Genomic DNA, 13,123 nt, shown 5'->3' with positions numbered 1-13,123 from the left:
GCACGAGTTCCGCGGCCTCGACCCGCGCCGGCTGAAGGAGGCGATGCGGCAGCCCCGCATCGTCGACCTGCGCAACATCTTCGATCCCGACGAAATGCGATCCCTCGGCTTTGCCTACGAGAGCATCGGCCGGGGCGGCAACCAGTCTCCGGGAAACGGCCCCGGAGTACCGTCCGCCCCGCCCGGCCCCTGACCGGGCCCTGACCGGCCCCGGGTTGGTCACGGCGCCGTGCGCCGGGGTCCCTTGACGTGACGGCCGGCGTACAGGTCAGATGACCTGTATTGACCCAACTCCTTGATTCGACTTGTCCGCCCGCGGAGGTGTGGTGAACCACGACGCCGATAAAGAAGCCGGCTACCAGCTTGGCAGCCGTGACGTAGGCAGTGTCGCCATCGAGGAAGTGCTGTGCCAGCCGGTGCCCGTCGGGCACCTGGAGACGCTCGTCCCGCGGACGTCGGTGGCATGGTCGATGACCTTCCCGGGGCTCGATTCGCTTCCGCGCTTCGAAGGCGTTTCCCGAAGGCTGCGGATCTGCATCGCCACGGAGGACATTGTCGGGCCTGTACGCAACGGAGGCATCGGCACGACCTACGCGGCCCTGGCAGAGTTTCTGGCCAAGCAGGGTCACGAGGTGATGATCCTCTATCTGAAAGGCCATGAAGTCGAAAACGAGACCCTGGATCACTGGGTCGAGCATTATGACAACAAGGGGATCAGGTTCGTTCCGGTACCGAACTACGCCCATGCCGACAGGTACTCCGCCGGCAACGATCGATGGATACATGCATCCTACAACCTGATGCGCTATCTCATCGCCTACCCTGCCGACGTGGTCCATGTCTCGGAATGGCGGGGAAGCGGCTATCTCAGCCTCCTGGCGAAGCGCCAGGGTCTCGCGCTCGACAACACCCTCTTCATCGTCAAGGCATCCTCGCCCTGGATGTGGAACAGGCTGTACGGCCTGCAGCCGCTCGAGCGCCTCGACGATCTGGCGAGGGTCCACGGCGAGCGGCGCAGCGTCGAACTGGCCGACATGGTCATCGGCGGCAGCCTGCATCTTCTGCGCTGGATGCTCAGTCAGGGCTACGCCATCGCCCCCAACACCACCTTCGTCCAGCCGAACGTGGCGACATTCGATCACCTCGCCCCGCTGCAGAGCCGTCGCGGATTGGAGTATGGCACGCGCCATCCGATCGACGAGATCGTCTTCTTCGGAAGGCTGGAGGCGCGCAAGGGTCTGTTGATCTTCATCCAGGCCATCAACCGCATGTTGCGGGAGAACCGGCCGCTTCCAAAGGTCATATCGTTCCTGGGAAAGGCCGGTTCCTCCCTGACGGAACGCAACGGCGAAAGCGTCCTCGAGTTCATCCGGGCCGAAACCGCGACCTGGCCCACGAAGATCGAGATCCACACCGATTTCCAGCAGGTCGAGGCGCTGGAGTATCTTCTGGCCGGCGACCGCCTCGCGGTGATGCCTTCGATCATCGAGAATTCGTCGCTTGCCGTCTACGAAGCGGCGATCTGCGGGATCCCCTTCGTCGCCTCCGACTCCGGCGGCACACCGGAGCTGATCCTGCCATCCGATCGGCCCCACGTGCTCTGCCCGGCCCATCCGGTCTTCCTTGCTCAAAAGCTCGTCGAGGTGATGCAGCAGGGCGGGTATGTCGCCGCGCCCAGTTTCGACAATGCCGTGAACCTGGAGCAATGGACGCGGTTCCACGACGATCTCGGCCGAGGCCTGCTGCAGCACTTGCTGCCGCGGCGGCCGGCCAGACCGAGTGGCCCCGCCGCCAGCATTTCCGTCTGCATCTATCACATCGACGACGACGCCCGCCTGATGACGACGCTGTCATCGCTGCCCAAGGATCATCCCATCGAGATACTCGTCGCGATCGACACCGATGATGCTTCCGCCGTGCAGCGCGTGACCTCCGCCGTCGACGACGCGGGCTTGCGGGTGAATGTTCTCTCGGCCTTCGATCTCGGTGCCGGTGCGGCGTTCAATCTCCTGGCCGCCGCAAGCCGCGGCGATCGCCTGCTGTTCATCTGGTCGGGTACGCTTTTCCGAGCGGATGCCCTTTCAACCTTCGCAAGAGTGGCTGAAGTCAGTCGCTGCGACGTAATGACGTGCCTGTTTCGCGTGATGTTCCCCGCACAGTCGACGGGCCGCAACTTCCTCAGCGCCGAACTGCTCGGTGACACAGCCCAGGGATTCTTTCACACCGATATCACGCCGATGCCGCTCTTCGTCCGGCGCACAGCCTTCGACACCCTCGGCGGCTTCACCGCTGACTACGGCGTTCTCGCCCACGATCATGAGTTCGTTGCGAAGGCGCAGCTTGCGGGATTCGACTGTCAAACCGTCCTGCGGGAACTCTGCAGCGTGGACGGCTGGGATGACGAGCGCCTGCACAAGAAGAAGTACAGCCGCGCCACGTCCGAGTTTCGCTCGGCCCGGCCGCAACTTGCGGCGGCCCCCTTGGCATTGCGCGAAACCCTGCTGATGGCCAAGGGCCTGCAGAGAGCGCTGGGTCGCCGCGGTCGATTGGGAGGGTCCGTCGCCATTCGGCGGGCGCCGCTGCATGTGAAGGGTCGCGTGGAGACCCTGCTGGACGCCATCGCCACGCCGTTGCGCCGGCTCGGCTGGTTGCCCGAATCGAAGCGGGTGCACCTGCGTCGCCGTAGAGCCGGCGCCTTGCCGCCGAACGCGAAGTACAGACGGCTGGCCGCAGAGAGCGAGGCGGCTGCTGCCCTGGGGATGGGCTTCCATTGGCAGGCCGACAATGGGGCGCGGTACATCGGCCGCGTATTCGGAATCCACAACGGTATCGTGCATGGCTGGGCAAGAGACCTCGACCATCCAAGGCGTGTGGTGGAGATCGAGGCCGTCATCGACCATCGTCGCTCCCTGACGGTGCTGGCAAACCTCACGGCGCCGGCGATCGCGTTCCCCAGCCGAGAGTCGCGAGGCTGCGGTTTCGCACTGGAGGTCTGGCGTGGTCCCTTTGGCTTCAAGGGCGACTGGCGTACCAGGGACCTCAGGATTTCCATCAAGGGCACGGATATCGTGCTGGGGGAGTTCTCCGTCCCGGCAAATGTGACGGCGTTGGAGGAAACCGGCCATGAAGGCTATTGCGACCTCGTGGATTCGAGGATTCGCGGCTGGATATGGCAACCAGACCATCCCGAGCATTCGGTCGAAGTGGCGGCTTTCGTGGACGGAAGGTTCCTGGCGCGCACGGTCGCCAACGCCGTACGCAACGATCTGCGGTCACATAATATCGGCACAGGCGCCTATGGCTTCCAGATCGCGCTGCCGCGTGCTCTGAAAGAGGGGCAAACGCATCGTATCGACGTCGTCGTTGCCGATACCGGCGTCCTCCTGAAGCGGGGTCGCCTTGTCCTGAAGGGAAACGATCTCACCTACGCGAAATGACTTGAGCCTCAGAGATCGCCCAGCTCGAGATTCTGAGCGTAGCGAGCAACCATCTCGGCGTCGAACCGGCCGCGATAGGCGTTGAAGACGAGGGCCCGCGCGCCAGCCTGGTCCAGCTTGGCCGCCTGGATGTCGGCCCGTGCCGTATCGCGACGATATCTGACGGCCGGCCATTGGAGAACGCCGATCCTCAATCCGCGGCCGTAGGCCTTGGCTAGGCTGACCCAGTCGAGGCACGGATACTCGCAGCTCATCTCGTGGAAACATCCCAGGGGCGCGAAGGCTGCCTTGCGCACCGCCATCGCCGTATCGCCGAAGAAATTGTAGAAGAGGCCCGCGGAATGAGCCTCGCCGAGGAAGATGAGGCGGCCGGAACTCGGCGCCCCTTCGTGGCCGTCGAAGATCTCGAGATTGGTGACCACGACATCGTGTGCGCTCGCGGCCGCCGCCAGGCGGGCCAACCCATCGCGAACGTAGAAGTTGTCGTCGTCGAGAAAGGCCACGACGTCTCCCTCGGCCGCGGCGAGCCCCAGATTACAGGCGGCCGCCTGGGGAAGTCGTTCCTTCAGGTCCAGAACCTTCAGACGGCGTCGCTGGCCGGCAACCGCTTCGATCCGGTCCTTCATGCCGCTCATGGGGGTCGCATTGTCGACGACGATGATTTCGACATCCTGGCCGTCGATGGTTTCCGGGATGCTGGAGAGCGCGCGCTCCAGCAACGGCAGGCGGTCATAGTGGAGGACGCAGACCGAGATCTTCACGGACGTTGTCTTCTTCGCACGGATGGGTTGAGCGAGAATATTCTCCAGCAGGTCCTTCCAATCGACTTCGGTTTCCGGGAGCGGATCTTGTCCCGCATCGTGCAAGGCGGAAGAGATTGCCGCCGCAAGACCGGAGACGAGATCGCCGTCGGACATCGGCCGCGCCGGATGCGTCAAATGACGCGGGCAACGCGCCCGGATGGCTTCTATCTCGTCGCCATCGGATGAAATGCCGACGGCCAGACGTCCCGCCTGCCCTGCATAGACGAGGGCGGCTTCCCGATTCGATTCCGGCACGACCCGAAAGCGGAACGTCCACCGGGCCGCTCTCTGGCCCAGCCATTCCTTGCTCAGGCCGTACCGCGAATCGCCGATCGGTCCGAGGAACGTGACCAGGCGCCCGCCCAGCACGCCGCTTCTGTCCAGCTGCTCGATGGCTTCGATGAATTCCGGCACGCCGCTCGAGCGCTGGAACGTTCCGACGAGGACGATCTCCTGAACGTCCGCCGCAGGGCCGGGAAGCGGCGGGCGGGCAACGCGACGGCAGGAAACGTGCGGAAGCTGGTTCAGGCTTTCTCCCAGGGTGACCGGCGGGCCGGACGCGTCGTCGACGATGAGGGCATCCGCCAGGGATAGGCACTGGCGCTCCATGGCGTCGCCGATCACGGGGGAGAGATCGCCGACCTCCGCATCTCCGGCGATGAGCCGGTCGCGTGACGGCACGTTCGACCACAGCGCAAAGCGTGTTTTCGCGAAGGCCTCGCCGCATGCCCTTGCCATGAGGGGTGCCTGGGCGATCCCGCCCCGCAAGGGCGCGATGACGAGGTCGGGAGGATTTTCGGCCAATTGCATTGCAAGCCGGTGGCTTGCAAGCATGTGCCGCGTCGCAGTCGCGCGGTTCTGCGCGGTGAGAAGCGGGGGGAGGGCGCCTGAACCGACCCGTGAGGCGTCGATCACCATCACGTCGTGCCCCATGCCGGAGAGGCTGCGTGCCGCTTGCTGAAAGGCATGGGTGGGTCCCTGCCAACCATCCGTCGACACGGCATCGATCAGTGCAATGCGAAGTCTGTCCATCAGTCGAGGTCGATCGCCGTCCCGGTTGAGGCATCGACAATGGCGAGGCCCGACGAAGCGTCGACAGGAGGCAGACTGAAACCGTGCAGTCCGTCGCCCCCCTCCGACAGGCTATCCTCGCGAAACAGAGTGGCCGTTTGAGTGGCAACGATGTGGCCGTTCGCGCACAGGAGCAGGCGCCGCCGGTGCTCGAGGTCCTGGCGGTTCAGGGCCCATCCGGTCAGGCCCGCGGCGGCAGGGCGTCGGTCGATCCGGAGGACCAGGGATCCCGTCTTGAAGGTGGCGGCTTTTGGAGCAGCCGCACGAAATGAAAAGCGCCCCAGTTCGCGCAGCGGGTGACCGCAAAAAAAGCGGACACGCGCGGACGGATCGAAGTGTTTCGCGGGAACTGCGAAGCCGCAGTACCCATCTCCGATTCCCTGTTTGTGCACGTCGGCGCGATAACGATCGGCAAGCACCCTGCGCAATTTTCCGCCGCGGGCCGTTTCGAAATGCACGACTGCGCGATCGCCGGGGGCCTCCGGGTCGATCGCCCACCCCCGGACTTGACCTCGGGACAGCCCATCTACGTGACCAATGTGAGCCATGCGCGGTGGGCCCGATCTGAGGGATGCCAAATTTAACGGGATAGACATGAATATTTTGGGGCGCTCCCGCACACCGTTCAACGATTTAATACACAACGGTCACGGCCGCATGCTGCCTTGCGTCTGGAAATTTATGATACGTTTGATCCCAGCCTGTTGCCGACCCGAGGCACGGGACCACTTCCTTTCACGGATTCCGGCAGGAAATGACGCTGTTTTTGCGGATACTGTTATGTTCCTTCCTCCTGAGCCTCGCGGCCTGCGATGCCCTCCCGGGGGTTGCGCCGACCGCCACTCAGCTGATCCGGACCAAGGACGAAAACTGGGACGTGTACGTCGTGAAAGTCACGTCCCTGGTGAGTCGCACTCTGGCGAGTTACCGACCGGAGAGCTTCCCGGCCGCCTTCCGAGCGAGCAAGTACACACCCAATGTGGCACTGAAGCCGGGAGATCTCATCGGCGTGACCGTTTACGAGACGGCCGGTTCCACCTTGTTCCAAGGGACAGTCCCTCCGATGCTGACGGGCACGCCGGGTATGGCGGCCCCGCAGGCGTCCACGCTTCCGCTCCAGTTGATCGAGTCCGACGGAAAAGTGACGGTACCCTATGTCGGGCGAGTGAGCGTGGCGGGGCGCACACCTTCGCAGGCTGCCGCTCTCATCCAGGAAGGCCTGGCCAGTCAGACGGTACGTCCGCAAGTCGTGGTGTCGCTGGTGAGCAACGCGGCCAACACCATTTCCGTCGGCGGCGAAGTCAACAGGTCGGGCCTCATGCCACTGACCTTGCGCGGCGAGAAGCTGCTCGATGCAGTGGCCTGGGCCGGTGGGCCCAAATCGTCCGCCATCCAGATGGATCTCCGGCTCATGCGCGGGCGGGAGGTTTTCTCGGTGCCGCTGACCCAGGTGATGTCGGTTCCCGAAGACAATATCCTGGCCCAGCCCAACGACAATATTTCGCTGGTTTTCAATCCCAAGACCTTCCTCGTCATGGGAGCGACGCAGAAGGTCAACCAGTATCCCTTCGACGTCGAATCGATCACCTTGGCGGAAGCCCTGGCGCGTGCAGGTGGCGGGGTCGAGACGATCACGAATCTCGCGGCCATATACCTCTTCCGTTACGAGCCCGCTCCTCTGGCGCGGAAAGTGCTTACTGTCGATCATCAAGCTGTCGATACGCGGTATGTGTCGTCTCGCGTGGACGGCCTTGAAGCTGCGGGCACCATCCCGTTCATCTACAGGATCGATCTCACCCAGGCGGATGGCTATTTCTTTGCCCAGCAGGTGCAATTGCGCAACAAGGACATCGTCGTGCTGGCAACGGCGGAGGCCGCGCAGTTCCTGAAGCTGATGCAGGTCATTCGTGCGGTTTCCGGGACGTACTACGATCTGACGAGGAGCACGAACTACTGAGGCTCGCTGCCGCCCCCGACGTCACGGTCGGGGGGAACTTGTTAAGCTCGCCGAAGCCGGGTAAGGAGTCCCTATGTTGGAACTGCACAATGGCTGAGGGCACGGTCGTTGTCTTTGGCGGTGACGGCTTCTGCGGTTGGCCTACCAGCCTGCATTTGAGCCGCGCCGGATATGACGTTGTAATCGTCGACAATTTCTCCCGTCGCCGTATCGAGGCCGAGCTTTCCGCAAGCTCACTGACACCGATTCGCTCGCTGGACGAGCGGCTGGCAACCTGGAAGGCCCTGACAGGCCGGACGATCGATTTCCGGCAGCTGGACGCCTCAACCGATTTCGACGCGATCCGTGACGTATTGAGCGAGTTCCGCCCGCTGGCCTGCGTTCATTTTGCCGAACAGCGCGCGGCCCCATACTCGATGAAGTCGGCGGCCTGCAAGCGCTACACGGTCAACAACAATCTCAACGCGACCAACAACATCCTGGCCGCCATCGTCGAGGTGGATCGCAACATCCAGTGCGTGCATCTCGGCACCATGGGCGTCTACGGATACGGCGCCCTGGGAGGGGTGGTTCCGGAAGGATATTTCAACATCAAGGTTCCGCTGCCCAATGGAACCTACGTCGATCGTGAGATCCTGTACCCGCCGGATCCCGGCAGCATCTATCACATGACCAAGACGCAGGACGCTCTCTTCTTCCAGTTCTATGCCAAGAACGACAAGCTGAAGATCACCGACCTGCATCAAGGCATCGTGTGGGGAACGCAGACACCCGAGACGGTGCTGGACGAGAGTCTCATAAACAGGTTCGACTACGATGGCGACTACGGGACGGTGCTCAACCGTTTCCTGATGCAGGCTGCCGTCGGGTACCCCTTGACCGTTCACGGGACGGGCGGGCAGACGAGGGCGTTCATTCATATCCGTGACACGGTGAATTGCGTCCGACGGGCCATTGAATCGCCTCCCGAGGCCGGCGATCGCGTCCGCATCATCAATCAGATGACCGAGACACATCGCATTCGCGACCTCGCTGCGCTCGTGCAGAAGCTCACCGGCGCTGACGTGGAGAACATCCCCAACCCGCGCAATGAGGCCGAGGAGAACGAACTCACGGTCTCAAATCCCAACTTCCAGGCACTCGGAGTGTCCGCGACGACCCTGGAGCACGGCCTGCTCGAGGAGATCACGGCCATTGCCCGCCTCTATCGCGATCGAGCCGATTTCTCGAAGATCCCGTGCGCATCGTACTGGACGCCGGAGCGCGCGCGCATCGCCCGGGAGCATTTCGACAAGATCGCTGCAGAATAGCAGCCCGGATTTACCGCAGCGGTTCAGCGCGTGGCCAAGCAGAAAATCCTGATTACCGGTGGGCGCGGCTTCATCGGGACCAACTTGATGCGCCGGATCAGGAACAGGAGCCCGGAGACGGAACTCGTCGTATTCGACAACGGCTCGATGACGGTGCATGGGGGCGCCGGCGAGGGGACGTTCATCGATGAGGAGGGCGATGTCCGCGATCTCGCCGCAGTCAGGCGTGTCGTCAGCGGTTGCACCTCGATCGTCCATCTCGCAGGCCAGACGCGCGTGGTGGAATCGATCCAGGATCCGGAGCTCAGTTTCGAGGTCAATGCGCGGGGCACGTTGAACGTGTTGCTGGCCGCCCGGGATGCGGGCATCCGTCATGTCGTGCTCGCCTCGACAGGCGGCGCCATGTTCGGCGATGGCAGCAACCCGATCCATGAAGGCATGCTGCCCAAGCCATCGTCGCCCTACGGAGCGTCGAAGCTCGCGATGGAAGCCTATGCGCACGCCTTTGCCGGTTCATACGGCCTGCACTCGGCCGTGCTGCGGTTCGCGAACGTCTATGGACCCTACTCGGGCCGCAAGGGCAGCGTCATCGCCCACCTGTTCCGGCAGATCCTCGCTCACGAGCCGATCACCATTTATGGCGATGGAAGCCAGGCCCGCGACTTCGTCTTCGTCGACGACCTGTGCGACGGGATCATCCAGGCGATGGACGCCGCAGCCTCCGGCATCTTCCATCTCGGCTCAGGGAGCCCGACGTCGCTCACCGAACTGCTGGAGAAGGTGGGCCACGTCGTCGGTCCGGACTGGCCTCTCGAAGTGCGCCATGCGCCATGGAGGGTTGGTGAGGTGAGGCGAACCTACACCGATATCTCCAAGGCGGGGGAGGCTTTCCGCTATTCGCCCAGGACCGGGCTGGATGCAGGCCTCCAGGCAACGTGGCGCTGGTTCCTCGACCGGGAGCGATGACCGCGTGATCGGCAGGCGATCAGTAGTTGTCGCTGTCGGGCAGTATCCTTTCGAAGAGTTCGACATAGGCCCGCCGGACGACCTCGGGAGCGTGTCGCTGCCAGATCTCCCTCTGCACGTCCGCCACATAGAGGCTGCGTCGCGCGGGATCGGCCAGGAATTCCAGGACGCGGTCGACGTCGAGCGTCGTGCCGACGGAAAACTGAGGATAGCCGGCCGCCGCGAGGATCTCGTCACAGGCCGGTGATCCGCTGGCCAGGGTGGGAACGCCTTGCGTCATCGCCGTCGCAAAGCGATTGGGACTCTTGAAGGGCTCCGCTGGAGAATGCGACACGACGCAAAGCGCTGCGGCGGCGAGTTCCGACCTGACGGCATCGATGGACCAGGCGGTACAGAAATCGGCATAGGCCGGATAGCGGCGCCGAAGCGTGTTCGGGGTGGTGACGAGCACCGGCTGATAGCCGTGCGCCGATACGAGGTGATCGATCATCCAGCGCACACTCTCGAAGTTGCCGCGCGTCGTATGGCCGAACCAGACGAGACGGCGGGAGTCCGCCGGGCTGGCGGGAGACGGTACGGCGCCGTAGTCGACGAGTTCGGGCAGGTACACGCACGGCTTGGCGGGGAAGCGGGCGTTGAGTTCGGCCTTCAACTGTCGCGTGGGGGCGATCAGCACATCGGCGCGATCGATGATCTCGAGGCAGCGGCTTTGCGAATGCAGAACACCTTCGTCGGTCCTGAAGATGCTGTCCGTCGCGAAGAAGCGATCGCAGATGTCATAGACCACCACCTGGTCTCGATTCCTGTTGATCTCCTCCAGGTTCCGGTCGCTGCACAGCTGGACGATGACCGCGATGTCCGCGTCTTCGCCGTAGTCCAGTTCGACCTCCCAGCGCGGGTCATGCCGCAGCAATTCGACGACGCTCTTCGCCCGCAGGCGGGAGGTGGCGTACTGTTCCAGCGGATACCAGATCGGCACGAAGCAGACTTTAGGCACGAAGCATACCGTCGTTTATGCGTTGGTCGCCGCGAGCAACCAGAACAGGCCTAGATGCCTGAAGCGACGAGGTCGTCCAGCACGGTGGCGAGGCCGGCCGACCAGTCCGGTGTCGAACGCCCCAGAACCTGCTCCAGCTTTGACAAATCGAGGCGCGAATTGATCGGACGCTGTGCCTTGGTTGGGTAATCGGCCGTGCCGATGGGAAGGAGGCGCTCCACCTTCAATGGAACGCCTCGTGCCCGCAGGCCTTCGACGATGGCGGTCGCGAAGCCGTGCCAGCTGGTGCTGCCGGCGGCCGCCACGTGGACGAGGCCCCCCGTACGTTCGATGGCCGAAGGAAGTCCTCCGGCCGAGGCGAAGAAGGCGGCCAGCGCATCGGCAATGATGGCCGCCGACGTGGGGGCGCCGATCTGGTCGGCGACGATGCGCAGCTCCTCGCGTTCCCCGGCCAGTCGCATGATGGTGCGCAGGAAGTTGCTGCCCGTTGGCGCATATACCCACGATGTCCGGACGATGAGATGCTGGCCCGCCGCTTCGCGGATGGCGGCCTCACCGGCCAGCTTGCTGGCGCCGTAGACCGAAAGCGGGCCGGTCTCGTCGCATTCTTTCCAGGCAACGCTTCCATGGCCGCTGTAGACGTAGTCGGTCGAGAAGTGCAGCAGCGGTACACGCCGCCTTGCCGCCCACTGGGCGAGGGCTCGCGGCGCTTCGGCGTTGACGACGAATGCGAGATCGCGTTCGTCTTCGGCCCGATCGACGGCCGTGTAGGCGGCAGGATTCACGATGACGTCCGGCGAAATCTCGTCCAGACGCGGTCCGATGTCCTGCGGTTGCGTCAGATCGAGCACGGTGCGGGCGGCAGGCACGACGGTCCCGAAGGCCGCCAGCTTCGTTGCCAGAGCCGACCCGACCTGTCCCGTCACGCCGGTGACAAGAATACGCAACCGTCAGCCCTCGTACCGGGGAAGGTTCGGGATCTCCGAGAGCAGGGGAGCCGCCGCGTCCTTGGCTGAAACCTGGGGAGTGGCGACGCGCCAATCGATGCCGAGCGCCGGATCGCACCAGCGCACGGTGATTTCATTCTTCGGGCTGTAGGGACCGTCGCACTTGTAGAAAAAATCGGCCGTTTCCGAGAGGACGACGAATCCGTGCGCAAAGCCTCGCGGAACGAACATTTGCCGGCCGTTCTCCTCGCTGAGCTCCGTCGCGAAATGCTTGCCGAAGGTTGGGCTGCCGACCCGAACGTCGACGGCGACATCGAGCACCGCACCGCGCAGGACGCTTACGAGTTTGCCTTGGGAATGGGGGTTTTGCAGATGCAGGCCGCGCAGTACGTCCCGACTCGACCTCGACAGATTGTCTTGCACGAACGGGCCGGGGACGCCGGCTGCCGCGTAACGTTCGGCCTGAAACGTTTCTACGAAGAAGCCGCGGGCATCGCCGAACCGGCGAGGCTCGAAGACAATCACCCCTGGCAATGACGCCTCGATTGTCTGCATGCCGCAACTGCTCCTACTACGTAACCTCCTTTTTATAGGAACGATTCTGGTCTAATGGCAAGGTGGCGAAGCAGCAGCGCGGGGCACAGGATGAAAGGCATTATTCTTGCGGGCGGCACGGGCAGCCGCCTGTATCCCGTGACGGCGGTGGTCTCGAAGCAGCTGTTGCCCGTCTTCGACAAACCGATGCTGTATTATCCGCTCTCGACGTTGATGTTCGCGGGAATCCGGGAAATCCTGATCATCTCGACACCGCTCGACATGCCACTCTTCAAGAGGCTCCTGGGCGATGGGAGCCAGTGGGGGCTGCGTCTCGAGTATGCCATCCAGGAGACGCCGCGCGGCCTGGCCGACGCCTTCATCGTCGGACGTGACTTCGTCGGTTCGGACCGGGTTGCCCTCGTTCTGGGCGACAACATCTTCTACGGCCACGGACTCCCCGAGGCGTTGGCCGGGGCCATGGCGAGGGAGGTGGGCGCGACGGTTTTCGCCTATGTGGTGTCCGATCCCGAGCGCTATGGGGTCGTCGAGCTCGATGCGCGGGGGCAGGCGATTTCGATCGAAGAAAAACCTGCCCACCCAAAGTCGAATGCGGCGGTGACCGGCCTGTATTTCTATGACAATCGTGTGATCGACATCGCCGCGAAGTTGAAGCCCTCGCCGCGCGGCGAGATCGAGATCACCGACGTCAACCGCGCCTACATGGAGCAGGGCGAGCTTTTCGTCGAGGTTCTGGGGCGCGGGTTCGCCTGGCTCGACACCGGCACCCACGAGGCGCTGACCGAAGCCAGCCAGTTCGTGCAGATTCTTGAGCAGCGCCAGGGCCTGCGAGTGTCCTGCCCGGAAGAGATTGCCTTGCGACTGGGTTACATTTCGCTCGAGGCGTTTCGGGAACTGGCGCTGTCGGCAGGCAAGAGCCGCTATGGCCAGTACCTGATGTCCGTGTATAATAGCTTCGCAAACGACGGACGTGGCTAGCAGGCCAAGGGTGACGTAACGGGCCGATGGTTTGACGGCTTTGCCGTCTTTTGCTTCGGTATGCTTATTGCTAAATGTCTGAAGCATCGCTGGGAACTGCGG

The 13,123-nt window shown here is 63.5% G+C and carries 10 protein-coding genes and 1 pseudogene; 6 read left to right on the top strand and 5 right to left on the bottom strand.

Annotated elements, in window-relative coordinates; genetic code table 11:
• Both EPO41_RS14850 and EPO41_RS14845 read left to right on the top strand, forming a co-directional pair.
• Positions 1-193 (top strand): annotated as a pseudogene (locus EPO41_RS14850) (hypothetical protein); the annotation flags it as partial.
• Between the two features lie 133 nt (positions 194-326).
• A complete protein-coding gene (locus EPO41_RS14845; RefSeq protein ID WP_296326421.1) occupies positions 327-3,437 on the top strand; it encodes a glycosyltransferase in 3,111 nt (1,036 codons plus the stop codon).
• Positions 3,438-3,445: 8 nt separating this feature from the next.
• On the opposite strand, the gene EPO41_RS14840 is transcribed toward EPO41_RS14845, so the two are convergent.
• On the bottom strand, positions 3,446-5,239 hold the full coding sequence (locus EPO41_RS14840) for a glycosyltransferase (RefSeq protein WP_296326419.1): 1,794 nt from the start codon (positions 5,237-5,239) through the stop codon (positions 3,446-3,448).
• A gap of 32 nt (positions 5,240-5,271) precedes the next feature.
• Positions 5,272-5,769: a hypothetical protein gene (locus EPO41_RS14835; protein ID WP_296326414.1), complete on the bottom strand. Its 498-nt coding sequence runs from the start codon at positions 5,767-5,769 to the stop codon at positions 5,272-5,274.
• Positions 5,770-6,065: 296 nt separating this feature from the next.
• On the opposite strand from EPO41_RS14835, the gene EPO41_RS14830 reads away from it, so the two are divergent.
• From EPO41_RS14830 to EPO41_RS14820, 3 genes are all read left to right on the top strand, one after another.
• The gene (locus EPO41_RS14830) at positions 6,066-7,268 is read left to right on the top strand and encodes a polysaccharide biosynthesis/export family protein (protein ID WP_296326409.1); all 1,203 of its coding nucleotides are present in this window, start codon (positions 6,066-6,068) and stop codon (positions 7,266-7,268) included.
• An 89-nt stretch (positions 7,269-7,357) separates the two neighbouring features.
• Positions 7,358-8,578 (top strand): NAD-dependent epimerase/dehydratase family protein, encoded by a 1,221-nt coding sequence (locus EPO41_RS14825; protein WP_296326407.1) that lies wholly within the window; start codon positions 7,358-7,360, stop codon positions 8,576-8,578.
• 30 nt (positions 8,579-8,608) lie between these two features.
• Entirely contained in the window at positions 8,609-9,544 is a 936-nt protein-coding gene (locus EPO41_RS14820) for an NAD-dependent epimerase/dehydratase family protein (protein ID WP_296326405.1), read from the top strand.
• Between the two features lie 19 nt (positions 9,545-9,563).
• Here the strand turns inward: EPO41_RS14820 and EPO41_RS14815 are convergent, their stop codons facing one another.
• Genes EPO41_RS14815 through rfbC form a run of 3 tightly spaced genes read right to left on the bottom strand, consistent with a single transcriptional unit; the run spans position 9,564 to position 12,043 of the window.
• Complete coding sequence (locus EPO41_RS14815; protein WP_296326402.1) at positions 9,564-10,541, bottom strand: hypothetical protein; 978 nt, start codon at positions 10,539-10,541, stop codon at positions 9,564-9,566.
• Between the two features lie 50 nt (positions 10,542-10,591).
• Positions 10,592-11,488: a dTDP-4-dehydrorhamnose reductase gene (rfbD, locus tag EPO41_RS14810; RefSeq protein WP_296326399.1), complete on the bottom strand. Its 897-nt coding sequence runs from the start codon at positions 11,486-11,488 to the stop codon at positions 10,592-10,594.
• A gap of 3 nt (positions 11,489-11,491) precedes the next feature.
• Positions 11,492-12,043 (bottom strand): dTDP-4-dehydrorhamnose 3,5-epimerase, encoded by a 552-nt coding sequence (gene rfbC, locus EPO41_RS14805; RefSeq protein ID WP_296326396.1) that lies wholly within the window; start codon positions 12,041-12,043, stop codon positions 11,492-11,494.
• Between the two features lie 90 nt (positions 12,044-12,133).
• Here rfbC and rfbA point away from each other — a divergent pair, with 90 nt between their 5' ends.
• Positions 12,134-13,021: a glucose-1-phosphate thymidylyltransferase RfbA gene (gene rfbA / locus EPO41_RS14800; RefSeq protein ID WP_296326393.1), complete on the top strand. Its 888-nt coding sequence runs from the start codon at positions 12,134-12,136 to the stop codon at positions 13,019-13,021.
• The last annotated feature ends 102 nt before the right edge of the window (positions 13,022-13,123 follow it).

It is taken from the genome of Reyranella sp. (assembly GCF_004297265.1).
Taxonomy (GTDB): Bacteria; Pseudomonadota; Alphaproteobacteria; order Reyranellales; family Reyranellaceae; genus Reyranella.
Note: the sequence above shows the minus strand (reverse complement) of the source record. Positions and strands in the feature narration are given on the sequence as shown.